Origin of the sequence: Micromonospora sp. NPDC047467, assembly GCF_040643095.1 — a bacterium.
In the GTDB taxonomy this organism is placed as follows: domain Bacteria; phylum Actinomycetota; class Actinomycetes; order Mycobacteriales; family Micromonosporaceae; genus Micromonospora.
On sequence record NZ_JBEYTO010000011.1, the window covers coordinates 178,951 to 202,692 of the forward strand.

The following is a 23,742-nucleotide window of genomic DNA, read 5'->3' on the forward strand; positions in this document are numbered from 1 at the left end:
GGCGCAGCTAATGGGTAGGGGTTGACTAAGGTCTGTGGAGTGCGGGTCGGTGCCCGGCTCGACGTACCCCCTGGGAGGCTGGAGATGAGCGGCGGGCTCTACCGCAGCGCGAACGCCGCGCGCGACGGCGGGCCCGGAGCCGGCGGGCGCCCGGGAGACGGCGCCACCTTCATCTCCGCCGAGCCGCTGAACCAGCCTGCGGTGGAGTCGACCGCCCCGCCGCAGGAGCAGGTGGCCGAGGCGAGCGCCGCGACCAACAGCGCGGTGATGGCCATCGGCAGCCTGGTCAGCCGGGGTACGGGCTTCCTGCGCACGTTGGCGCTGACCGCCGCGCTGGGTGGCGCGCTGGTCGGTGACGCGTACACGACCGCGCAGATCCTGCCCGGCATGGTGTACGAGTTCCTGCTCGGCGGCATCCTCACCAGTGTTCTGATCCCGGTCCTGGTCCGCCGTCGAAAGGTCGACAGCGACGGCGGTCAGGCGTACGCCCAGCGGCTGTTGACCCTCGCGGTGCTGACCCTCGCCGGGGCGGCGCTGCTCGCGGTGCTCTCCGCGGGCCTGCTGACCAAGCTCTACGCTGGTGACAACACCGGGGAGGACTTCCGGAGCCTGGTCAAGGCTTTGTCGTACCTGATGCTGCCGATGATCTTCTTCACCGGCCTCAGTGCGCTGATCAGCGCGGTGCTCAACACCCGGGGGCACTTCGCCGCGCCGATGTGGGCACCGATCCTCAACAACATCGTGGTGATCGCCACGGCGGGCCTGTACATCGCGATCTTCGGCGCGAAGATCGTCAAGCCGGAGGACATGACCACCGGGCGCATCCTCCTGATCGGTGGCGGCACCCTGCTCGGCGTGGCGATTCAGGCCGCCGGGCTGCTGCCGGCGCTGCGCAAGGTCGGTTTCCGCTGGAAGCTACGGTTCGACTTCCGCACCCTCGGCCTGCGCGAGCTGGGCCGCCTCGGCGGCTGGATGTTCTGCTACGTCGCGGTCAGCCAGGTCGGCCTCATCGTGCTGTTCAACCTGCTGAACCGGGCCGGCAAGGAGAATGCCGCCGGCCCACTGATCTACAACAACGTGTTCCTGCTGCTGATGATGGCGCACGGCATCATCGCCGTCTCGATCATCACGGCGCTGATGCCCCGGATGAGCGCCGCCGCCGCCGACGGCCGGTACGCGGACGTCGCCGCCGACCTTTCCCGGGGCACCCGGACCGTCTCGGCGGTGCTCGCCCCGATCGCGGTCTGCTACGCGGTGCTGGCCACCCCGTTGGCAGTGGCGCTGTTCCGCTACGGCGCGTTCACCGACGAGAACGCCTCGGACACCTCGCTGGTGCTGTTGCTGGCGGCGCTGGCGCTTGTGCCGTTCGCGATCAGCCAGCTCTTCACCTTCGCGTTCTACGCCCTGCCGGACACCCGCACCCCGGCGCTGATCAACATTCCGGTGGTGGCACTGCGGATCGGCGTGCAGGTGGTGCTCTACGTCGCGTTCGCCGCCCACTTCGCTGCGGCCGGAATGATGATCGGCAACGCCGTCTCCTACCTGGCTGCCGCGTTCGCCTCCGCCTGGTTGCTGCGGCCCCGGGTCGGCCGGATCGGGATGGGTGCCATCCTGCGCACCCTCGGCCGAGTAGCGGTCGCCGCGCTCGGTGCCGCGTTGGTCGGACTGCTGGTGGTGAACCTGCTGCCCGGAGGCGACACGCCGAGCTGGGTGCAGGCCGTGGTGCAGCTCGTGGTCGGTGGCGCGGTGATCGGCGGGACCTACCTCGGGCTTGCCATGTTGCTGCGGATCGGAGAGATCACCGAGGTGGTCGGCATGGTTCGGCGCAAGCTCGGCCGCTGAGCGTGAGCACCAGGCATACCCGCACGGACCGTGACCGCGGATCACCAGGCTGGGGATGCATCTGTGGATAACTCCGCGATTCGCTCGTCAACCACCGCATCAGCCTGTGGATAACCAGCCGTACGGCTGAGCGTGATCGTCCGATCGGGGGGAACACGTTCGCCCGGGCGGAAAGCGCCAATCGGACCTGGCCCCGACGTCGATCACTTGCGGTGAAGCCGTAGATTGGTTAGTACATGTGCCAGCAACGTGGCTGACAACGGTCGTAACCGGACTACTTCTCCGGCTCCCGGCTTTCCGCCGGGTACGGCGGGAAGATGACATGTCGGAGAGACGGGCAACCCGGGTAAGGTCGCTCTCGACGGGTACGGCAGGCGTCGGCACCGGTCAGCCGGTTCCTTCGACGGCAGAGCGGGAAGCCACATGCCCAGCAGTGCGGGTCCATCGATCGACACGATCACCGAGGGAGGACGGGTGACCCAGGTCGGCGAAGGTCAGGAGGCGGACGAGAGCGCTCCGCCGGTCATGACCTTCGGTGCTCCCACGGCCGGTGAAATCCTCGCCGAGCGGTACGAACTGGTCGAGCACATCAACAACGACAGCGCGGGTCGGCTGGTCTGGCGCGGGGTCGACGTCATCCTGCGCCGCCCCGTCGCGGTGGTGCTCCGCTACCCGGGTGGCGATTCCGCCACCGAGATGCTCCAGGCCGCCGTCGCGGCCAGCCGGGTCATCCACCCCAACCTGGTCGGGGTCTACGACGCCATCGACGAGGCCGAGCGGGCGTACGTGGTCCGTGAGTGGGTCGACGGCCAGTCGCTGCGTGACCTCGCGGCCGATGGCCCGCTGGATCCGGCCCGCGCCACCGCGATCGGCAACGCCGTCGCCAGCGCGCTCGCCGCGGTGCACGCCACCGGGATGGTGCACGGAAACGTGCACCCCGGCACCGTCATGATCAGTGACGAGGGCCGGGTGGTCCTGGCCGACGCGCGCACCGACGGTGACGACAGCAAAGAGAACGACATCCGGGCGGTCGGCGGTGTCCTCTACTTCGCGCTGACCGGTCACTGGCCGCACACCGAGGCACCGTTGCGCGGCGCCACCGCCGGCCACGGCCGGGCCGCCATCTCCGACGCGGTCCGGGACGCCGCCGGCACGATCGCTGCCCCCCGCCAGGTCCGTGCCGGGGTGCCCGCGTACCTGGACGACCTGACCATGGACCTGCTCGACGCCGAGATCGCCCCGCCCTCGTCCGACGTGCTCGCCGCCGAGCTGGCTCGGCTGGACGTGCCGGCCGAGGATGAGCACTACCTCGACACCAGCGGGCCGCTGCGGTTCACCGCCGACACCGGGGAAGAGCCGTCCCCACTGGCCGCGGCCGGTGGTCGCAAGGTCGCCATCGGCATCGCGGGCCTGCTGGCGGTCGCCCTGGTGGGTCTGCTCATCGGCATCAGCGCGCTCGGCGGCAACGACGAGGATCCGCAGGACACGGCCGGGGCCGCGCCCACCGCCAGCGCGCCGGCCGGTGACGCCACCCCTGCCGCCGCCACGACACGCAAGTTGACCGTGAAGAGCGTCCGGATCATCGACCCGGACAGCAAGAACCGCAGCGAGCTCGACGGCGCCGACAAGGTCATCGACGGTGACGAGGACAAGGGCTGGGAGACCGAGACGTACCGCGACCGGCCCAACTTCGGCAACCTGAAGAAGGGCATGGGCGTCTGGATCGACCTTGGCGAGCCGCACACCGTCAAGTCGGTCCAGGCGGTGCTGTCGGCCACCGGCGCGTCCGCCCAGCTCATCGCCGGCACGACCAACCCGCCGTCCAGCTCCAGCGGTGACAAACAGCTGGTCGCGAGCTACAAGACCCCGATCGGCCAGCCGTTCGAGGACCACGACGGCACCACGATGACGTTCAACGGCTTCGACGCCGACACGAAATACCAGTACCTGCTGTTCTGGATCACCGAGCTGCCTCCGTCTGAGGGCGGGTTCAAGCTGGGGGTGCAGGAGATCACGGTCCAGGGGTCGTGATCCTGGCACCTCCCCCGTCCCATCGCATCCGCCGGACGCGGTAATGGACGGGCTCGACGCGGCAACGGACCTTGAGCTGCTGCGCGCCCACGTCTCCGGTGACCGGGACGCCTTCGCCGAACTGTTCCACCGACACCGCGACCGGCTCTGGGCGGTGGCTCTGCGGACGCTCGGCGACCGCGAGGAAGCCGCCGACGCCCTTCAGGACGCCCTGCTGTCGGCCCACCGGGCGGCCGGCCGGTTCCGAGGCGACTCCGCCGTCACGACCTGGCTGCACCGGATCGTCGTGAACGCGTGCCTGGACCGGATCCGCCGCCGGCAGGCGCACCCCACCGTGCCACTGCCCGACGGCAACCGGTCCGCGGACGGGTCGGGCACCGGCGGCGTCGAGCCGGCCGCCCCAGCGCACGACCACGACACCGCCCTGGTCGTCCGTGCCGCGCTCGCCGCGCTGCCCATCGAGCAGCGGGCCGCCCTGGTGCTGGTGGACGTGCAGGGCTACCCGGTCGCCGAGGTAGCCCGCATCCTCGGTGTCGCCGAGGGGACGGTCAAGAGCCGGTGCGCCCGGGGCCGGGCCCGGTTGGCGGTGCTGCTCGGACATCTCCGTCCGACGGTGTCCGCGACCCGTCCGGATTCTGCCGACCCGGAGCCGCCCGGCACGAAGGCGGACGTGCCCGGCGTCACGGCGGGGAACCCGCGCACGGCCGAGGGCGTCGGATCGGGGTCGGGCCGGTACCGGCGGGACGCCAACCAGGAGGACACGTGACGACCGAGGAGTTCAGAGAGGTCGACACCGACCTGCTCGCCGACTACCTCGGCGGGGCGTTGGACGGCACGCCGCAGGAGGCGGAGATCGCCCGACTGGTGGACGCCGACCCGGCCTGGGCGCAGGCGTACGCGCTGCTGGCCCCCGCGGTCACGCAGGTCCACGCGGACCTGGCCCGGTGGGCCGAGCCAGCCCCGGAGCTGCCGCCCGACGTTGCCGATCGACTCACCGCCGCGCTGGCCGCGGCGGATCCCCTGCCGACCGACGACGCAGCCGCCGGAGAGCCGTCCGCCGACTCCGCGACGCCGGTGATCCTGCCGACGCAGGGCGGCGGCGGTCGCCGACCCGCCGAGTCGGGGCGTGGCATATCCACCGGGCCGGGGCGTCGACAGCGCCGACAGCGCCGTTGGGCCCGGGGTGCCGCACCGGTGGCCGTCGCGGCGGTCGCCGTCGTCGCAGTCGGCCTGGGTCTCACCCAACTGGCGAGGAACGCCGCGGACACCGCTGGCACCAGCGCCATGGACCGCCCGGCCAGCGCGCCCGAGGACGCAGCGGCACGCACCACCGGGCCGGCGCTGCACAGCGGCACCGACTACACCCCGCAGACCCTCGGTCAGGCCACCGGCAGTTCCACGACGAGCCAGCCCCTCAAGGAGCCCACCGGCGGTCCGGGCGAGCAGCCCGGGGTGGACGCCGAGGGGGGCCGCCGGCCCGCGTCAGCCGGGTCGGACCAACTGGCCCGGCTCACCGACGAGGCCGCCCTGACGACCTGCCTGGCGGATGTGGCGGCCGAGCACGGATCCGCTCCGCTGGTGGTCGAAGTCCTCGACTACGCGCGGTTCCAGGGCGAGCAGGCGCTGATCCTGCGATTCACCGACGCGACCGGTGCCCGCTGGGCCTGGGTGAGCGGCCCGGAGTGCGGCGTCCCCGGGTCCGGCTCGGACAGCCGGTATTCGGCGCGGGTAGGGTGAATCCGCAGTCATCGGTGCGATAACCGTCCACGTGACCTGACCCACCGGATGCCCGGCTCGGGAATCCTCGCTTCGTACGATGACGTTCTGGAAGTCAGTCGCCGGCACCCACCACGCGTCGGCACTTGGATCAGCATCGGTGCGCGCGCCGACGCCGAACACACAACTCGGGAGACGGCAGTGGACGAGGTCCGCAACCTGATCATCATCGGCTCCGGCCCGGCCGGTTACACGGCGGCGGTCTACGCGGCACGCGCCAACCTGAAGCCGCTGATCATCGAGGGCGTGCAGTCCGGCGGCGCGCTGATGACCACCACCGAGGTGGAGAACTTCCCCGGGTTCGCCGACGGCATCCTCGGCCCCGAGTTGATGGACAACATGCGCAAGCAGGCCGAGCGGTTCGGCGCCGAGTTCCTCACCGACGACGTGACCCGGGTCGAACTGGCGGACACTGGCGACGCCGGCGCTGGCGCGGTGAGCACCGTGTGGGTCGGCGAGACCGCCTACCAGGCCCGCTCCGTCATCCTCTCCACCGGTTCTGCCTGGCGCCCGCTGGGCGTGCCGGGCGAGCAGGAATACCTCGGCCACGGCGTCTCCTCGTGCGCCACCTGTGACGGGTTCTTCTTCCGCAACCAGCACATCGTGGTCGTCGGCGGCGGCGACTCGGCGATGGAGGAGGCCAGCTTCCTCACCCGCTTCGCGGATTCGGTCACCATCATCCACCGGCGCGACTCGTTCCGGGCCAGCAAGATCATGGCTGACCGGGCACTGGGCAACGAGAAGATCAAGGTCGAGTGGAACAGCACCGTCGAGGAGATCCTGGGCGCCGACGGCAAGGTCACCGGTGTACGCGTCCGCAACGTGCACACCGGCGAGACCAAGGTCCTGGACGTGACAGGCGTCTTCGTTGCCATCGGCCACGACCCGCGCAGTGAGCTCTTCCGCGGCCAGGTCGAGATGGACGACGAGGGGTACATCAAGGTCCAGGCCCCCAGCACCCGGACGAACGTGCCCGGTGTCTTCGCCGCGGGCGACGTGGTCGACCACACCTACCGTCAGGCGATCACCGCGGCCGGCACCGGCTGTGCCGCCGCGCTCGACGCCGAGCGCTTCATCGCGACGCTCAGCTGAAACAGGAAACACATCCCAGAGGAGGGGCATAGTGGGAAATACCAAGGCGGTCACGGACGCGAGCTTCGTTGCTGACGTGCTGCAGGCCGACAAGCCGGTTCTGGTGGACTTCTGGGCCGAGTGGTGCGGGCCGTGCCGCAAGGTGTCGCCGCTGCTCGAGGAGATCGCCGGTGAGATGGGTGACCAGGTCACCATCGTCAAGCTCAACATCGACGAGAACCCCGAGACCGCCCGCGCCTACCGGGTGATGTCGGTGCCGACCCTGACCGTCTTCAAGAACGGCCAGCCCGTGCAGTCGATTGCTGGCGCCAAGCCGAAGGGCGAGCTGGTCCGGCTCATCGAGTCGGCCCTCTGACCAGCAGTTACGTCACCGAACCCCGTACCCGCTCGTCGGGTGCGGGGTTCGCTGTCTTTCGCGACCCCCGGACCGCGCGTTTTTCGCGCCCGAGCCACCTGGCCGCCCCGGAACGCATAACCTCAAGCCGGGGCCGCCCGGCCAGCCAGCTTCGTGCAGAGGGGGTCGTGCGTGCGTCCGATCCGACCCGGTGACCGGGGACCAGCGGTCACGGAGATCCGTGCCATTCTCAACGGCCTCGACCTGCTCGCCGCCGGTCCGCAGACCGACGAGTTCGACGTCGACACCGAGCGCGCCGTCCGCGCGTTCCAGCAGTCCCGTGGGCTCAGCGTGGACGGCCGGATCGGCACGGAGACCTGGGGTGCGCTGGAGGCCGCCCGTTGGCGGCTTGGCGCCCGCACCCTCTACCACGCGGTGCCCGAGCCGCTCACCGGCGAGGACGTCCGTTCGCTGCAGGAACGACTGCTGGAGATGGGGTACGACGTCGGCCGCGCGGACGCCATCTACGGCATTCGGACCTCCCGCGCGGTGGCGCAGTTCCAGCGCGAGGTCGGGCTCACCCCCGACGGCTCCTGTGGTCCGCACACGATGAACGCTCTGCGCCGCATCGGTCGGAAGGTCGTCGGCGGGCGCCCGCAGTGGCTCCGCGAGTCCGACGCGATCCGCCAGTCCGGACCGGCACTGGTCGGCAAGACGGTGGTCATCGACCCCGGGCACGGTGGCACCGATCCGGGCATGGTCGTGCCGGACGGCCCGCTGCGCTGGACGGAGGCGGACCTCGTGCACGACCTCGCCAGTCGACTGGAGGGACGGCTCGCCGCCTCCGGAGTGCGGGTGCAGCTCACTCGGGGTCCCGCGCCCGACACGTGCCTGCCGGACACCGACCGGGCGATGCTGGCCAATTCGCTCGGCGCCGACGTGTTCGTGTCGCTGCACCTGGACGGGCACGCCAATCCGGAGGCGGAAGGAGTGGCGACCTACCACTACGGCACCGACAACGGGGTGACCTCGTCGACCGGGGAGCGGCTGGCCGGGCTGGTGCAGCGGGAGATCGTCGCCCGCACCGGGCTGCGGGACTGCCGCACCCACGCCAAGACGTGGGACCTGCTGCGGCTGACCCGAATGCCGGCGGTCCGGGTGGAGGTCGGCTACCTCACCTCGCCGACGGACCGCGCCCGGCTGATCGACCCCCGTTTCCGGGACCGGGTGGTGGAGGCGATCGTGGCCGCGGTGCAACGCATGTACTTTCCGATCGAGCGGGACGTGCCCACCGGCTCGATCGACGTGAGCGAACTGCGCGCGGTGGTCACCGCCGGCACGGTGGTCGACTGAGACCGGTGTCGGGTGGCGCTTTCGAAGCGCTCGCTCAGCCGCCGGTGGACCGGGTGGCCGGTGCCGGTCGGACCGGACGAAGCAGGGTCTCCGGGCTCATCGAGCCGAGCAGCTTCTCGAGCGCGTACTCGACGTCGGATTTCCAGCTCAGCGCGGTGCGCAGCTCAAGGCGCAGCCGTGGGAACCGGGGATGCGGACGTACGGTCTTGAAGCCGACCGAGAGGAAGAAATCGGCCGGTGCCATGCAGCCCCCGGCCGGGTCGTCCGCGTCACCGAACTTGGCGTCGCCGAACGCCTCGATCGCCTTGATCCCCCGCTTGGTCAGATCCCGCGCGACGCCCTGCACCAACATCCGGCCCAACCCGCCGCCGGCGAACGAGGCGACCACGTTGGCGGTCATCAGCAGCGCCGCGTCGGCAGAGACCGGAGAGGTCGGAAAGGCCATCGAGCGGGGCACGTAGGCGGGCGGTGCGTACATCACGAAGCCCGCCGGCATACCGTCGACGTACGCGAGCTTGCCGCAGGAACCCCACTCCAACAGCGTCTGGGAGACCCACGCCTCCTTCTCCAGACCCGGGTCACCGGCAGCGCCTGCCCGGTCGGCAGAGACCGGATCCAGCTCCCAGTAGACGCACTGCCGGCAGGGACGAGGAAGATCCTCCAGCGTGTCGAGGGTCAGGTTGACCAGACGTCGCGACATATGGCGCATCCCCACAAATAGGCTCGGTGGTAAGACCGGCATGGGACGACAGCGCCGCCATCCTGCCCCCGACGAGCGATCGTACGCCGCTGATCGCTGGTGCGGGAGGGGACGCGCAGATGCCCACCGCACCGGGGGACGGCACCGAGGGTCCGCGATGTGGTCGGTCCGCCACAGCAGGCCGACAGGCAGGTACAGGCGGGCTACGATCGACAATTGGTGCCTCCCGCCCCCATGGTCACGAGCGGTCGGGGTACCCGGGGCGGGAGCCACCCGAGCAGCGATCGAGGTGAGGTCATGACCGGCACGACCCACGACGACTACACCGACCGGTACGCCCGGCGGGTGCGCGGCATGACCGCCTCGGAGATCCGAGCACTCTTCGCGGTGGCCAGTCGGCCCGAGGTCGTCTCGCTCGCCGGTGGGGCTCCCTACATCGCCGCGCTGCCACTCGACGCCGTCGGCGAGATGCTGGGCCGGCTCGGCTCCGAGCACGGCGTGACCACCCTGCAGTACGGCATCGGCCAGGGCACCCTGGAGCTGCGCGAGCGGATCTGCGAGGTCATGTCCCTCTCCGGTATCGACGCCGCGTGCGGTGCCTCACCCGAGGACGTGGTGGTCACCGTGGGCGGGCAGCAGGCTCTCGACCTGGTGGCCCGGCTCTTCCTCGACCCCGGTGACGTGGTGCTCGCCGAGGGTCCGACGTACGTCGGCGCGCTCGGGGTCTTCCAGGCCGCGCAGGCCCAGGTCGCACACGTGCCGATGGACGACGAAGGGCTGATCCCCGAAGCACTGGAAACGGCCATCGCCGACCTGGCCCGCGCCGGCCGGCGGGTGAAGTTCCTCTACACCATCCCCACCTACCAGAACCCGACCGGCGTGACGCTCAGCGAGGAGCGCCGGGAACGCGTACTCGACATCTGCGAACGTGCCGGCCTGCTCGTCGTCGAGGACGACCCGTACGGCCAGCTGGGTTTCGAGGGTGAGGCGCCCGCGCCGTTACGGGCTCGCCGCCGCGACGGTGTCTTCTACCTCAGCACCTTCTCCAAGACCTTCGCCCCCGGGCTGCGGGTCGGTTGGATCCTGGCGCCGCACGCGGTCCGCGACAAGCTGGTCATCGCCAGCGAGGCGCAGATCCTGTGCCCCAGCGGCTACGCCCAGGCTGCCGTGACCACCTACCTGAGCACCATGCCCTGGCGTGAGCAGCTGAAGGTCTACCGCGAGGTCTACCGGGAGCGCCGGGACGCCCTGCTGGAGGCGCTGTCCGACCTGATGCCCGAGGGCACGAGCTGGACGACGCCGTCCGGCGGCCTCTTCGTCTGGGCCAGCCTGCCGGACGGGCTCGACTCGAAGGCCATGATGCCGCGCGCGATCGCCGCACGGGTCGCCTACGTGCCCGGCACCGGCTTCTACGCCGACGGCACGGGCACCGACGCCATGCGGCTCAACTTCAGCTTCCCGCCGCCGGAGCGGATCCGTGAGGGCGTCCGCCGGCTCGCCGGCGTCATGGAACAGGAGATGGCGATGCGCCGCGTCTTCGGCGCCGTCGGTGGTGCCGCAGGTCGCCGCAGCCGGCCCGGCTCCGACGTGCCGGGCCCCGACTTGGCATGATGCCGCCATGGGTACGACCGCTGTCGAGCACCTTGCCGTGACCAACTCCGCCGTCGCGGCCGACCTGCGGGTGCTCGTACTCGCCGGCGGCCTCTCCTACGAACGTGACGTCTCGCTGCGCTCCGGCCGCCGGGTGATCGACGCGCTGCGTGCCGTCGGGGTCGAGGCCGAGCTGCGGGACGCCGACGTGGCGCTCCTGCCCGCCCTCGCCGCCGACCCGCCGGACGCGGTCGTGATCGCCCTGCACGGAGCCACCGGCGAGGACGGCTCCCTGCGGGGAGTGCTCGACCTGTGTGGCATCCCGTACGTCGGCTGCGACGCCCGTGCCTCCCGGCTCGCCTGGGACAAGCCCTCCGCCAAGACGGTGCTCCGCGAGGCCGGCATCCCCACCCCGGACTGGGTGGCCCTGCCGCACGACCGCTTCTCCGAGTTGGGCGCGGTGGCCGTACTCGACCGGATCGTCGACCGGCTGGGCCTGCCCCTGATGGTCAAGCCGGCGCAGGGCGGATCGGGCCTCGGCGCCGCGGTGGTCCGGGACGCCGCGTCACTCCCGGCCGCGATGGTCGGTTGCTTCGCGTACCACTCGACGGCGCTGGTGGAACGGTACGTGCCCGGCATGGACGTGGCGGTCTCCGTGGTCGACCTGGGTGACGGGCCGCAGGCGCTGCCGCCGGTCGAGATCGTGCCGCGTAACGGGGTGTACGACTATGCCGCCCGTTACACCGCCGGTCGGACCACGTGGCATGCTCCGGCCCGGTTGGAGCCCGAGGTGGCCGCCACGGTGGCCGACGTGGCCCTCGCCGCGCACACCGCGCTCGGCCTGCGGGACCTGTCCCGGGTCGACGTGATCGTGGACGCGGCCGGTCAGCCGCACGTGCTGGAGGTCAACGTCTCACCCGGCATGACGGAGACGTCGTTGCTGCCACTCGCCGTCCAGGCTGCCGGCCTGGACTTCGGTCGACTCCTCGGCTCCCTCGTCACCCGGACCGCGGCCCAGCGCGCATCCTGATCCTGCTTCGCCCTCCGGCAGTGACCCTGTCGACCCGTGAGGTTGACGGTGGCGTGCCGCGGCTGCCACCGCCGACCTGACGATTCGACGATCAGTGGACGGGTCGCGCGTCGGGTGGGGTCACCTCGGGGGTGCCCTTGTTGGGAGCGGCCGAGTCGGCGGTGTCGTCCACCGGGTCGGGTGCGGTCGCGGCGGCAGGTTCAGTCGCCGGGTCGGCGTCGGGTGCTGACTCTGTGGCTGACTCTGTGGCTGGCTCGTCAGCCGAGTCGGTGGCGGTGACGGAGGACGCTACCGACGGGTCGGCATCGGTCGCTGTGGGATCGCTGGCATCCCCGTCACCATCGGCGCGGTCGTCATCGACTGCGGGCTCCGGGATCTCCTCAGCCGCCTCGATGACCGAGACGGCCTCCTCCCGGATGGCAGCGGCGTGCGCGGCCTCGGACTGGGCCAGCAGGCTCGACGGCGCCTGCCACTGGATGCGGGGCGGCTCGGCCAGCGGCCGGCCACCGAACTCAGCGAGCCAGGCGGCGACGAGTGCCAGATTTTCCCGCCACTGCTCCTCGGAGATCGGCGGCAGGATCGAATCCCACAGCGACAGGAAGGTGCCACGCAACTGAAGCCGGCCGTACGGCCGGGCCAGGAACCACATGTGCAGGTGGGCGGAGCCGTCGCCCCACCGGTTGACGTGCACCCGCGCCACGCCGTCCAGCGACCGGATGGCCCGCTCCAGGCGGACGGTCATCACCCCGAGCTCGGCGGCGAGCAGGTTCGGCAGGTCACCCAGATCGAGGTGGGTCCGCGATTCCAGGATGAGCACCATGGGCAGACCGGTCGGCCGATCCATGGCGCGCACCCGCCACCGCTCTCCCACCCAGATGTAGGCGTCGTCGGGAGCGTTGCAGGCGGTGCATTCCCGGAGGCCCTCGCCCTTGCGCGGAGGTTCGACCGGGACCGGGTCGTCGAGCTGCTTCACGCGGAGGTCACCCTCGAAGGGAAACGAGGGCCATTGGGTGAAGTCCGGGACTGAGGGAGGGGTGTCGTGCACGACGCTGACCCTAACCGAGTCTGTCGCCGCTGTCCCTAGCTGTTCGATCGGTCCGGACCACCCAGATCAATGCTTCTCGTCGATTGATCTGCCCGCCGCCGACACTCGGCGAGGCGATATCCACAGGCTGCCGAGATCGCCAACACAGGCCGTCATCCACAGGCCGGCACCCGTTCCCACGCGGTGTTTCACGTGAAACGGGGGGTGCCTGTGGACAACGGGTGTGGATAACTTTTCGGCCCTTCGGTCGTTGCGGCGAACTGCGCCGGGCCGGTTCGGTGACCGCCACGTCGGGGGCGCGTTTGGGACCGCGTCGAGTGCCTGGGCCGGGGTGCGATGCCGGCACCCCTTGGACGAGACAGGGCGTGACGATGGGGACGGGTGGCGCTCACCTGGAACCCTGTCGAAGATCGCATCGGGTACGGCTGTGCGCTGCTCGACGCCACTCACTCCGCAGGCTTCTCGGCGCTGCCCTCCGACTTCCCCACAGGCTCGTCGGCGTTGCCCTTGCGACGTTGCGACGCCCTCCCCGGCTGCTCTGCCGCCGGAGTCTGGGGGCAGCCTGGTGCACCGCCTCCAGGGTCGTCCGCCTGCTCGACCTGCCATCTCCGGGCGCGCACTTGCTGTTCTTCGACCATTGCGGCATCTGGGCGAGCGAACGTCGCGCGGGCGGCGGGCGGCCTTCCGCGACCGCAGTGCGCTTTCTCGGCTTCAGATTGCCCGCCTCGGTCCGCACTCCAGGGCAGGCTTCGGGGATCGGACGGTTGGAGGGCGGTTTCACGTGAAACCGAGGCCGCGAGCGTCCGGGTGACAAGCCCAGCTCCACGAGGACACGGGAGGGCCTCGTGCGCCCTCTCAGTGAGCCGCTAGCGGCTCCAAGGTCGGAACGGGTGCCTCGATATGGCTCCGTCACCCACGAGCCCTCTCGCAGCCCGTGGAGGTCAACTTCTCTCCCGAGCCGGGCGACGTCATGTGCTCGGTGGATTTCCGGTCGACCTGCCCACCCGCGCAGGGGCCCCGGCTCGTTGCTCCGGCACCGCACCGCACCGCACCGCACCGCACCGCATTTTGCGATCGCTCGGCCAGCGGCCCGGCGACACCCGACAGGCGCCGGACCTGCCCGTGACACGCTGGCCCCCGTCATGGGATCGGTAGGTTCGGAGCCCTCAGGAGTCCGCCGCCTGACATGCCCGCGTGAAGGCCCTGCCCGAATGGCCTCTGACTGCACTCACGCCCAGGCCTGTGCAGTGAGTGCCCGGTCGGATCCCCGAACTGCCGCGCGCAAGTCCTGCGCGTCTGGGCCCGGCCGGATGCCTCTGACTGCCCGTGCGGAACGGACCTTCGTGTGAAGGACCAGTCGGACCCGGCCGCCCGCGCATACAGATCCCGCGCGTGAAGACCGGGCCAGACCCAGCCGCCCGCGCATACAGACCCCGCGGGTGAAGGCTCGCTGTGCTCACTGGTCGTCCGCGCAGCCAGACCCGCACGCCCCCACCGCCCTACCGAGCGCCTCGCCGTCCGGCCGAGATCGGCGGGGTTGGCGTGCACTCGCCCTCTAGCCGAGACCGGCGGGGTTGGCGCGTGCTCGCCCGCTGGCCAAGGTCGGCGGGGTCTGGCAGGTCGACACAGTCCCGGTCCTCGCCGGCAGACCGAGGGCTGCGGATTTCGGTTGCTCCACCTCTACCGCCGCCACCGCCACTGGCGCCACCCTCACTGGCGCCACCCTCACTGGCGACCCTCGTGTCGGCGGCGACTCCGCCGTGGTCGCCGTCAACGATCCGCACCACTCCCTCGCCCTCGTCAGCGTCGTCGTTCTGAATCGCCAGCCTCGTGGCCCCCGGTCCAGAGCAGAGAGCCAAGGCGGGGAGGGCACGGTCCCGTTTCACGTGAAACGGGACCGGATGCAGAACGGCCGCGCTACCCGAGGGAAGCGCGGCCGCAGGCGGAGCGAGACGATCAGGCCTCGGGCTCCCCGGGCTCCTCCTGCTGCACTCCGATGATCCCGACGATCCGTTCCAGGTCGTCCACCGTGGCGAACTCAATCGTGATCTTGCCCTTGCTGCGGCCAATGTCGACCTTCACCCGGGTGTCGAACCGGTCCGACAAACGATCAGCGAGATCCGTCAGGGCGGGCGCATGCGGCTTCGGTCGCCGTTTCGCGGCCTGGCCCGTCGGTGGCCCGTCGTTCAGCGTGAGGGCAACGATCTCCTCGGTGGCCCGCACCGACAGCCCTTCGGCCACAATGCGCAGCGCCAACTGCTCCTGTGCTTCCGAATCGTCGAGGCTGAGCAGGGCACGGGCGTGGCCGGCGGAGAGGATGCCCGCGGCGACCCGACGCTGCACCTGCGCCGGCAGGTTCAGCAGTCGGATCGTGTTGGAGATCTGCGGGCGGCTGCGACCAATCCGACGGGCCAGTTCCTCGTGGGTGGCGCCGAACTCCTCCAGCAACTGCTGGTACGCGGCGGCCTCCTCCAGAGGGTTCAGGTTGGCCCGGTGGATGTTCTCCAGCAGCGCGTCGCGGAGCATGGCGTCGTCGCGGGTGTCGCGGACGATCGCCGGGATGTTGTCCCGCCCGACCGCCTGGGCGGCACGCCAACGCCGCTCGCCCATCACCAGCTCGTACTTCTCGCCGTCAAGCTGCCGAACGACGATGGGCTGGAGGAAGCCAACCTCCTGGATCGAGGTCTTCAGCTCCTCCAGCGCTTCCTCGTCGAAGACCTGACGAGGCTGCTTCGGGTTCGGCAGGATCGCGTCGACCGGGATCTCGGCGAACCGGGCTCCCGGCACGGGACTGAGCGTGGGCTCCGGCTGGTGGGCCGGAGCGCTGGCAGGCGCAGCCGATACGACCGAGGCCGCCGCGCCATCGTCAACGTCGACGTGCCCGTTCTCCGGCTCGGCGGTCATGGTGCCGGCGGCACCCTGCACCGGCCCGGTCGGGATGAGCGCCCCCAGGCCTCGTCCCAGACCGCCCCGAGGACGGTTCTTCATGCCACGCCTCCCAGCGACTCGTCCGCACTACGCATTCCGGCCCACCGGCTCCTTGACGCCCCGCTCGGCGATCTCCTGGGCGGCCTCGAAGTAACTCGTCGCGCCCCGCGAACCGGGATCGTAGGTCATCACCGACTGGCCATAGCTGGGCGCCTCGGAGACCCGGACGTTGCGGGGGATGACCGCCTGGAGGACCTTGTCGCCGAAGTGGTTCCGGACGTCCTGCTCGACCGCGTCCGCCAGCCGGGTACGGCGGTCGTACATGGTCAGCAGGATGGTGGAGACGTCGAGCTTCGGGTTGAGGTGCTGCCGTACCAGGTTGATGTTGTTGATCAGCTGGTTGAGCCCTTCCAGGGCGTAGTACTCGCACTGGATCGGAATCAACACCTCCTGCGCGGCGACCAGGGCGTTGACCGTGAGCAGGCCGAGCGAGGGCGGGCAGTCGATGAAGACGTAGTCGAACTGGCCCGGGTAGGCGGCGATGGCCCGGTCGAGGCGCGACTCCCGCGCCACCACCGACACCAGCTCGATCTCCGCCCCGGCGAGGTCGATCGTCGCGGGTACGCACCAGAGGTTGGGGATGCCCTCCACGGCCTGCGCCACCTCGGCCAGCGGCACGCTGTTGATGAGGCAGTCGTAGACGTCCGGGATGCCGGTGTGGTGGGGGACGTTGAGGCCGGTCGAGGCGTTGCCCTGCGGGTCAAGGTCGACCACGAGCACCCGGTTACCGTGCAGGGCGAGCGCCACCGCCAGGTTGACCGTGGTCGTGGTCTTGCCCACGCCGCCCTTCTGGTTGGCGACGCACATGACCCGGGTCCGGTCCGGCCGAGGCATGGTCACCTCGCCACTGGGATTCAGGATCTGCACGGCGCGCATCGCCTCCATAGCCAAGGGTGGGTCCTCATCCTCTTCGCGCGTCGGGGTTTCACGTGAAACGTACGTGGGATCGGACGCGGTCGGCGACTCCACCGACGCGGCTGGCGCATCGGGGATTACCGGCGTCGCGTCCCGTGCCACCGCGGCGGTGGGTTGGTGCGGGACCGCCGGCTCGAAGCGAACCGCCGCAGCCGTGTTCCGCCGACCCGACGTCGGCCGCACCTCGGCGGCATTGCCCGGCCGACTCGGCCCCTCCACTGCCCGACGGGCAGCCGTCGGCTCCGGGGTCTCCAACCGGTCTGGTTGGCCCGCCGGCTCGTCCCGCGACGCCTGCGGACCGTTGTCCGCCGCAGTCGGGGACGACCCGGGCGCACCGGGCGACCAGCTCGGGTAGTCGGTTTCACGTGAAACAGGATCGCTGGTTGACCCGGTCACGCGTGGATCGTCGTACCTGCCGTCGTCATGCACCTGTCATCCCTGCCCGCTTCGGATGGTCGGTCCGCGCCCCGGTCAACTTGGCCGCACCCGCGCTCGCACCCCGGAGCGTACGGCCCCTCGGGAGCGGTCGGAGTCCGCGACGTCCGTCGGCCGCTCCACACTATCGACGCGCGGTCAGCCTACGGCGGACGGGCGCGGCCGGTCCACGTCGGGTTCTCATTCCCTCGTTCCATCCGTACGGGTACAACGAGGCAACCCACTGACCGGACGTCCGATGGCGCGACGGGTCAGCGGCGGCGTGCTCCGCCACGGGAGCGCTTGCTGGCGGCAGGCCGGGGCGGCCCAACCATGCGCTCGCGGACGATCTCCACGACGGTGGTCGGCGGATCGATCACGTCGACACCGCAGAAGTGGACGGCCGCAGAGCCGCCACCGAGCCGCGCCACGACGTCGGCGTGCTCCTCGATCTCCGCTGCGGCGGATGATCCCTTGAGGGCCAGCAGCCGTCCGCCGCGCACAGCCAGTGGCAGGCACCAGGCCGCCAGACGGTCCAACGGTGCGACCGCACGGGCGGTCACCACGTCTCCGCTGATCGGTTCCCGGCCAGTCGATCCGCTGGCGGCCTCGTCGGCCCGACCTCGGAACACCCGTACCGATCTGGTCAGGCCGAGTCGCTCGACGGCCTCGATCAGGAACGACGTACGCCGGGCGAGCGGCTCGATCAGGGTGACGGTCAGGTCGGGGCGCGCGATGGCCAGGACCATGCCGGGCAGGCCAGCGCCAGAGCCGACGTCGAGCACTGTCGCGTTGGCCGGGATCCGCTCCACGACCGCGGCGCAGTTGAGCAGGTGGCGGTCCCAGATCCGGGGTGCCTCCCGGGGGCCGATCAGACCGCGGATCACGCCGTCGGTGACAAGCAGTTCGGCGTACGCGGCGGCCAGGTCGAGCCGGTCGCCGAAGAGGGTCAGCGCGGCCGGAGCCAGTTCGGGCGGCAGTGCCGCGTCGGCCGGCGACGGACCACCGTCGGACTCGACCTGCGACGAGGTGTCACCGACAGACGCCTCCGGCGGAGGAGTGTCGCCGTCCACGTCGTACCGCCTCGGATCGGTGTCGGGGGTCGCTGTGGGCCGGACAGCGGACGGCCCGGGCGGCGTACCGCCCGGGCCGGTCACGGCGTCCGCCGTGGTGTCGTCGTGGGTCACCCGGTCAGTCCGCCGGCCGTACGACGATGCGCCGGTTCGGCTCGACGCCCTCGGACTCACTCGCCACGCCGGACATGGCGTTGACGACGTCGTGGACGCACTTGCGCTCGAACGCGGACATCGCTTCCAGCCGGACCGGCTCGCCGTACTCCTTGACCTTCTCGACCGCGTTCTTGGCGACTGCTGCGAGCTCCTTGCGACGGGTCGCGCGGTAGCCGCCGACGTCGAGCAGCAGCCGGCTCGGGGTGCCGGTCTGCCGGAAGATGGCGAGCCGGGTCAGCTCCTGAAGCGCCTCCAGGGTGGCGCCGCGCTGACCGACCAGGTTCTGCAGTCGGGCACCGACCACCTCGACCACCGGCCGGCCACCGGCGACCAGCTCGTCGATGTCGCCGTCGTAGTCGAGGATGTCCAGCAGCCCTTCGACGTAGTCGGCCGCGATCTCGCTCTGCCGGAACAGCTCGCCTTCGCCCGCGGCCTTCTTCTCGCGGCCACTCGCGACGGCTGCGGTGTCGGTGTCGTCGGCCTCGGTGTCGTCGTCGGCCTCGGTGTCGTCGTCGGCCTCCGTCTCGTCCGCCTCGGTGTCGCCGTTCACCGCCAGGGCCGCGGTGTCCTCCTCGTCCAGGGGCTCGTCGACGCGGGGGATGCTGGTCTCGGTCACGGTCTCATCTCCGTACTCGCTCGTCCGGACCGTCGGGTCCGCTGGTTTCCCGGGGCCGGCGGGAGGTCGCCGGTGCCCACGGGCACGTCTGTAGGGGCAGTGTCGCCCGTGACCGCGTCGGACGCGGCCGGTTCCGCCCGGCGCCGGCCTTCCGGCGGCTGCACGGTGCGGAACGGGCCGCCGCCGGTCATCCGGCGACGGCCCTTACAGCTCAGCCCTGCCGCTTGGCGGGGCGGCTCTTCTTCGGGTTGTTCACCGGCTTGGCGCCCGGCTTCGGCCCGGCCACCTTGGGCGCGGTCGCCTTGACCGGCGCGGGCGGGGCCGACTTGCCGCGACCGAAGAGGCCACCGGACTTGGTGGGCTGTACGGGGTTGCGGCTGGCGGCCGGGGCGGTGGCCTTCTTCGCGGTCACCGGCGGCGGGAACTTGCGCAGCACCCACTGCTGCTGGCCGAGGGTGAAGAGGTTGTTCGTGACCCAGTAGATGATCACACCGATGGGGAAGATCGCGCCGGAGATCAGCAGCGACGCCGGGATGCCGTAGAGCATCAGCCGCTGGATCATCCGCTGCTGCGGGTCCTCCGCCCAGCCGGTCTTGAGGATCATCTGACGGCTCGTCAGGTAGGTGGTCGCGATCATGATCAGGACCAGGAAGCCGGCGATGACCTTGACCGTGGTGCCGTTGGCGCCGAGGCGGGCCAGCTCGTCGGCGGTGGAACCGAACTTGCCGGCGATCGGCGCGGTGAAGAGCTTCGCGTTGGAGGCGCTGTCGAACTGAGCGGCCGTCCAGCCGTAGAGGTCCTTGCTCTGCTTGGCCGGGTCCAGACGGCGAAGCACGTGGAAGAGGCCGAGGAAGACCGGGATCTGAAGGAACATCGGAAGGCAACCCATCAGCGGGTTGGCCTTCTCCTTCTTGTACAGCTCCATCATTTCTTTCTGGAGCGTCTCCCGGTCACCCTTGTGCTTCTCCTGCAGCTCCTTGACCTTGGGCTGCAGGGCCTGCATGGCCCGCTGCGACTTGATCTGCTTGACGAAGACCGGGAACAGGATCACCCGGACGGTGACCACCAGGAAGACGATGGCCAGGATCCAGGCGAAGTTGGTGCCGATCACCGCGCCGACGGGCACCCCGATGGCGTCCCAGGCCGAGTGCCAGGTCAGCAGGATCCACGAAATCGCGTAGTAGATCCAGTCGAGACTCAATTCGGTGCTCCAGTCACATCGGCACGGCGGCGACCGCCCGGCTCCGGCACCGGGTCATGTCCACCAGGGTGGAAGGGGTGGCAGCGCAACAGCCGCCGGACCGCCAGCGCGGCTCCCCGGAGCGCGCCGTGTCGGGCCACCGCCTCCTGGGCGTACGCACTGCACGACGGGTAGAACCGACAGCGGGCCGGCAGTGCCGGACTTATCCACCGACGGTACGCGATGATGGGCGCGATCAGCACCTTGGCACCGGTTGACGTCGGGCGCGCGGCGGCGGTCGGTTCGGTGCTCACCGGGACCGCCTCTCTCGGGGCGACCGGGCAACCGCGATGGCGGCGTCCAGGTCGGCGGCGAGCCTGGGGTAGGACGCCTCGGCTGCTGCGGGCAACGCCCGGACGACCAATGTACTGCCGGCGGGCAAGGCGACCAGTCGTTCCCGGACGAGCGCACGGAGCCGGCGCCGGACCTTGTTGCGGACGACCGCGTTGCCCACCGCCTTGGACACGACGAAGCCGGCGCGGGTCGGTGCGGAGAGTTGCTCCGCACCGATTTCCCGCACCGGCTTCGGCGAGGTCGTTGTGGTGGGGTCGGCGGTCACCGGCACGGTCAGGTGGACCACGACGGCACCTCGTCCGGCGCGTCGGCCACCGCGAACCGCTGCGGCGAAGTCAGCGCTGCGCCGCAGTCGCTGCGCAGCGGCCAGCACGACTGCTCACGTCCCCCGGACCGGCCCGGTCGGCTCAGGCCGACAGGGTGGTGCGACCCTTGGCGCGACGGCTCGACAGGATGGCACGGCCGGCACGGGTGCGCATGCGCAGCCGGAAGCCGTGGGTCTTCGCGCGCCGGCGGTTGTTCGGCTGGTAGGTGCGCTTGCTCACGTCAGGCTCTCCGTTTTCGTACGCGCCCCGCGCGACGGAATCGCCGGGGTCGTGGGGTGGTCCAGGCCACCTCGACGGTGACCACCGATCGGTGCTGCCCTGCGGAGCGGGACCTCGGCGACGCGGGGATGCGACCGTGGGCAGCAAACACCCATCACCCTAGCAGAGGACGAGAGAGCAGCCGCTCCAGCCTACGCAGGGGCGCAATGACCGTCAAACATCCCCAGCGGCCACCATCGGGGACGCGCCCGGGACCGAAGGGGCGGTTTTCGCTGATGCCGACAAGGCCGCTGCCGCGTCGCCGGTTGATGGGGCAGGGACAACGCTGTTACCGTGCCCGATTGCGGTGAGCGTCGGAAGCTCCGGTCGTCGCGCGCAGGCAAGACCGGACACGCCGGTGAATCGTTCGGCACGGTGAACCCGCTTCAGCGCCCGGTCAGGCAGGGGGCAGGTCCCACCCGCGTCCGCCGGACGGCCACAATCGGTCGGTACACAGGCTGTGGATAACCTGTGGATGACCCACTGGCAGTTGTCCGGGTGGGTGATGTTCCACCCGCGCACGCGGCGGGCCCGGGACGGCCGGCTGGCAGACAGCGGCGGCCGGGAGCAGAGGCGAGGGGGTGGCACGACGGTGGCCGGTACGACCGACCTTGCCGCGGTGTGGTTAGCGGCGACCGACGAGCTCGCCGACGAGATCATCTCCGCGCAGCAGCGTGCCTACCTCCGGCTGACCCGGCTGCGGGCGATCGTCGAGGACACCGCGCTGCTCTCCGTCCCGGACGCGTTCACCCGGGATGTGATCGAGTCGCGGCTGCGCCCGGCGATCACCGAGGCGTTGACCCGTCGGCTCGGCCGACCCATCCAGGTGGCCGTGACCGTGCGGGTGGCCGAGGACGCCACCGGACGCCCGGCCGGCACCGTCTACCGCAGCGCTCCGGAGCCGGGGTCGCCCGACCTCGAGGCCCCGCTGTCCGGCTCGCTCGACGACGGGCACTCCGGACGGCCGGCGGTCGACACGATCATTCCGGAACAGCAGCAGCCGGGGCACGACCCCGCCATGCCGCCGGCACCGGCCGGTCCGCCGCCGGCGCCGGCCGTCGACGGGCACCGGTCCGGGTTGATCCCGGCGAGCAGGGACGGGCAGGAGGCGCTGTTCAGCGCCGCGTTCGTCGAGCCGCTGCGCTCGCCCCGACCGGCGTCGGACCGACGCGGGTACGACGACCAGGCCGCCCGACTGGACCCGCCAGGCCCGGACACCCGGCCCTACGAGCCCCGCTACCGCGACGACGCCTCATCGCCCCGGGACCAGCACGTGATCCGTCCGCTGCCCCGCGACGGCGGAACGGACAGCGGTCCGGGCCGCGGCGGGGTGGACCACCGCACCGGTGGGCGCGACGACCGGCGGCTGCCCGGCACCGACACCGGCGGCAACCGGCTCAACCCGAAGTACATGTTCGAGACGTTCGTGATCGGCTCGTCGAACCGCTTCGCTCACGCGGCGAGCGTCGCGGTGGCCGAGTCGCCGGCGAAGGCGTACAACCCGCTCTTCATCTACGGCAGCTCCGGGCTGGGCAAGACCCACCTGCTGCATGCCATCGGGCACTACGCCACGACGCTGGGCAACGCGCGGTCGGTGCGGTACGTGTCGACCGAGGAGTTCACCAACGACTTCATCAACTCGCTGCGGGACGACAAGACCAGTGCGTTCCAGCGCCGCTACCGCGACGTCGACATCCTGCTGATCGACGACATCCAGTTCCTGGAGAACCGCGAGCGTACGCAGGAGGAGTTCTTCCACACCTTCAACACCCTGCACAACGCCAACAAGCAGATCGTGATCACCTCCGACCGGTCGCCGAAGCAGTTGGCCACGCTGGAGGACCGACTGCGGACCCGCTTCGAGTGGGGCCTGCTCGCCGACATCCAGCCTCCGGACCTGGAGACGCGGATCGCGATCCTGCAGAAGAAGGCGGCGCAGGAGCGGCTCTACGCCCCGCCGGACGTGCTGGAGTTCATCGCCTCCCGGGTGTCGAACTCGATCCGGGAACTGGAGGGCGCCCTGATCCGGGTGACCGCGTTCGCCAGCCTGACCCGGTCGACGGTCGAGCTGTCGCTGGCCGAGGAGGTCCTGCGGGACTTCATCCCGGACGGCGCCGGCCCGGAGATCACGGCCGACCAGATCATGGTCTCCACGGCCGACTACTTCGGGGTGAGCCTGGAGGACCTGCGCGGCCAGTCCCGCTCCCGGGTGCTGGTCAACGCCCGCCAGGTGGCCATGTACCTGTGTCGGGAGCTGACCGAGCTGTCGTTGCCCCGGATCGGGCAGGCTTTCGGCGGCCGGGATCACACCACGGTCATGCACGCGGACCGCAAGATCCGGCAGCAGATGGCCGAGCGCCGCTCGCTCTACAACCAGATCGCCGAGCTGACGAACCGGATCAAGCAGAACACCTGAGGGGTACGGCGACACGCAAGCCCGGGACACGCCCGGCCGGATCTCCGGTCGGGCGTTCTTTTTTCGGCTCCGACGCGGCTCCGACGGCGCCCGTTTCGGCTCTGGAGACGGCTTCGGCTTGACCCTCGACATGGTGCAGACCACAGGATCGACGCCGTGTCCGCCTCGATGCTCAATCGTTGTCCACAGCTCGTTGTCCACCGCCCGTGGATAACTACGGTCCGTCCCCCGCCAGTTACCCACAGGCTGTGGA

General features: G+C 70.7%; 20 protein-coding genes. 10 read left to right on the top strand and 10 right to left on the bottom strand.

Going from position 1 to position 23,742, the window contains the following annotated elements:
* The first annotated feature begins 84 nt into the window (after nt 1-84).
* The 7 genes from murJ (at nt 85) to ABZ780_RS27290 (ending at nt 8,428) form a co-directional block, all read left to right on the top strand.
* Nucleotides 85-1,842, top strand: coding sequence for a murein biosynthesis integral membrane protein MurJ (murJ, locus tag ABZ780_RS27260; protein ID WP_357487918.1), 1,758 nt, complete (start codon nt 85-87; stop codon nt 1,840-1,842).
* Nucleotides 1,843-2,265: 423 nt separating this feature from the next.
* A complete protein-coding gene (locus ABZ780_RS27265) occupies nt 2,266-3,873 on the top strand; it encodes a protein kinase family protein (RefSeq protein ID WP_357003149.1) in 1,608 nt (535 codons plus the stop codon).
* Nucleotides 3,874-3,916: 43 nt separating this feature from the next.
* Nucleotides 3,917-4,639, top strand: a complete 723-nt coding sequence (sigM, locus tag ABZ780_RS27270) for an RNA polymerase sigma factor SigM (RefSeq protein WP_357487902.1) — start codon at nt 3,917-3,919, stop codon at nt 4,637-4,639.
* Complete coding sequence (locus ABZ780_RS27275) at nt 4,636-5,610, top strand: hypothetical protein (protein ID WP_357003153.1); 975 nt, start codon at nt 4,636-4,638, stop codon at nt 5,608-5,610. The genes sigM and ABZ780_RS27275 overlap by 4 nt, the downstream gene beginning before the upstream one ends.
* 180 nt (nt 5,611-5,790) lie before the next feature.
* Nucleotides 5,791-6,741, top strand: coding sequence for a thioredoxin-disulfide reductase (trxB, locus tag ABZ780_RS27280; protein WP_357003155.1), 951 nt, complete (start codon nt 5,791-5,793; stop codon nt 6,739-6,741).
* A 31-nt stretch (nt 6,742-6,772) separates the two neighbouring features.
* Nucleotides 6,773-7,096 carry a thioredoxin gene (gene trxA, locus ABZ780_RS27285; RefSeq protein ID WP_007453873.1) on the top strand — a complete coding sequence of 108 codons (324 nt, stop codon included), beginning with the start codon at nt 6,773-6,775 and terminating at the stop codon, nt 7,094-7,096.
* 171 nt (nt 7,097-7,267) lie between these two features.
* Nucleotides 7,268-8,428: an N-acetylmuramoyl-L-alanine amidase gene (locus ABZ780_RS27290; RefSeq protein WP_357003157.1), complete on the top strand. Its 1,161-nt coding sequence runs from the start codon at nt 7,268-7,270 to the stop codon at nt 8,426-8,428.
* Between the two features lie 34 nt (nt 8,429-8,462).
* Here the strand turns inward: ABZ780_RS27290 and ABZ780_RS27295 are convergent, their stop codons facing one another.
* A complete protein-coding gene (locus tag ABZ780_RS27295; protein ID WP_357003159.1) occupies nt 8,463-9,128 on the bottom strand; it encodes a GNAT family N-acetyltransferase in 666 nt (221 codons plus the stop codon).
* Nucleotides 9,129-9,425: 297 nt separating this feature from the next.
* On the opposite strand from ABZ780_RS27295, the gene ABZ780_RS27300 reads away from it, so the two are divergent.
* Nucleotides 9,426-10,739, top strand: a complete 1,314-nt coding sequence (locus ABZ780_RS27300) for a PLP-dependent aminotransferase family protein (RefSeq protein WP_357487903.1) — start codon at nt 9,426-9,428, stop codon at nt 10,737-10,739.
* Nucleotides 10,740-10,746: 7 nt separating this feature from the next.
* Nucleotides 10,747-11,748, top strand: a complete 1,002-nt coding sequence (locus tag ABZ780_RS27305) for a D-alanine--D-alanine ligase (protein WP_357487904.1) — start codon at nt 10,747-10,749, stop codon at nt 11,746-11,748.
* Nucleotides 11,749-11,839: 91 nt separating this feature from the next.
* Here the strand turns inward: ABZ780_RS27305 and ABZ780_RS27310 are convergent, their stop codons facing one another.
* From ABZ780_RS27310 to rpmH, 9 genes are all read right to left on the bottom strand, one after another.
* The gene (locus ABZ780_RS27310) at nt 11,840-12,793 is read right to left on the bottom strand and encodes a hypothetical protein (protein ID WP_357487905.1); all 954 of its coding nucleotides are present in this window, start codon (nt 12,791-12,793) and stop codon (nt 11,840-11,842) included.
* A 1,956-nt stretch (nt 12,794-14,749) separates the two neighbouring features.
* Nucleotides 14,750-15,781, bottom strand: coding sequence for a ParB/RepB/Spo0J family partition protein (locus tag ABZ780_RS27315; RefSeq protein WP_357003167.1), 1,032 nt, complete (start codon nt 15,779-15,781; stop codon nt 14,750-14,752).
* A gap of 27 nt (nt 15,782-15,808) precedes the next feature.
* Complete coding sequence (locus ABZ780_RS27320; protein ID WP_357487906.1) at nt 15,809-17,125, bottom strand: AAA family ATPase; 1,317 nt, start codon at nt 17,123-17,125, stop codon at nt 15,809-15,811.
* 257 nt (nt 17,126-17,382) lie between these two features.
* Nucleotides 17,383-18,090 (bottom strand): 16S rRNA (guanine(527)-N(7))-methyltransferase RsmG, encoded by a 708-nt coding sequence (rsmG, locus tag ABZ780_RS27325; protein WP_357487919.1) that lies wholly within the window; start codon nt 18,088-18,090, stop codon nt 17,383-17,385.
* A gap of 211 nt (nt 18,091-18,301) precedes the next feature.
* Nucleotides 18,302-18,955, bottom strand: coding sequence for a R3H domain-containing nucleic acid-binding protein (locus ABZ780_RS27330; RefSeq protein WP_357487907.1), 654 nt, complete (start codon nt 18,953-18,955; stop codon nt 18,302-18,304).
* 211 nt (nt 18,956-19,166) lie between these two features.
* Nucleotides 19,167-20,156, bottom strand: coding sequence for a membrane protein insertase YidC (gene yidC, locus ABZ780_RS27335; RefSeq protein WP_357003173.1), 990 nt, complete (start codon nt 20,154-20,156; stop codon nt 19,167-19,169).
* Nucleotides 20,153-20,398: a membrane protein insertion efficiency factor YidD gene (yidD, locus tag ABZ780_RS27340; RefSeq protein WP_139584732.1), complete on the bottom strand. Its 246-nt coding sequence runs from the start codon at nt 20,396-20,398 to the stop codon at nt 20,153-20,155. Before yidD ends, yidC begins: the two co-directional genes overlap by 4 nt.
* A gap of 47 nt (nt 20,399-20,445) precedes the next feature.
* The gene (gene rnpA / locus ABZ780_RS27345) at nt 20,446-20,862 is read right to left on the bottom strand and encodes a ribonuclease P protein component (RefSeq protein ID WP_357487908.1); all 417 of its coding nucleotides are present in this window, start codon (nt 20,860-20,862) and stop codon (nt 20,446-20,448) included.
* 34 nt (nt 20,863-20,896) lie between these two features.
* Nucleotides 20,897-21,034, bottom strand: a complete 138-nt coding sequence (rpmH, locus tag ABZ780_RS27350; protein WP_007453904.1) for a 50S ribosomal protein L34 — start codon at nt 21,032-21,034, stop codon at nt 20,897-20,899.
* A gap of 631 nt (nt 21,035-21,665) precedes the next feature.
* Between rpmH and dnaA the strand changes: the two genes are divergently transcribed.
* Nucleotides 21,666-23,489 carry a chromosomal replication initiator protein DnaA gene (gene dnaA, locus ABZ780_RS27355; protein ID WP_357487920.1) on the top strand — a complete coding sequence of 608 codons (1,824 nt, stop codon included), beginning with the start codon at nt 21,666-21,668 and terminating at the stop codon, nt 23,487-23,489.
* The last annotated feature ends 253 nt before the right edge of the window (nt 23,490-23,742 follow it).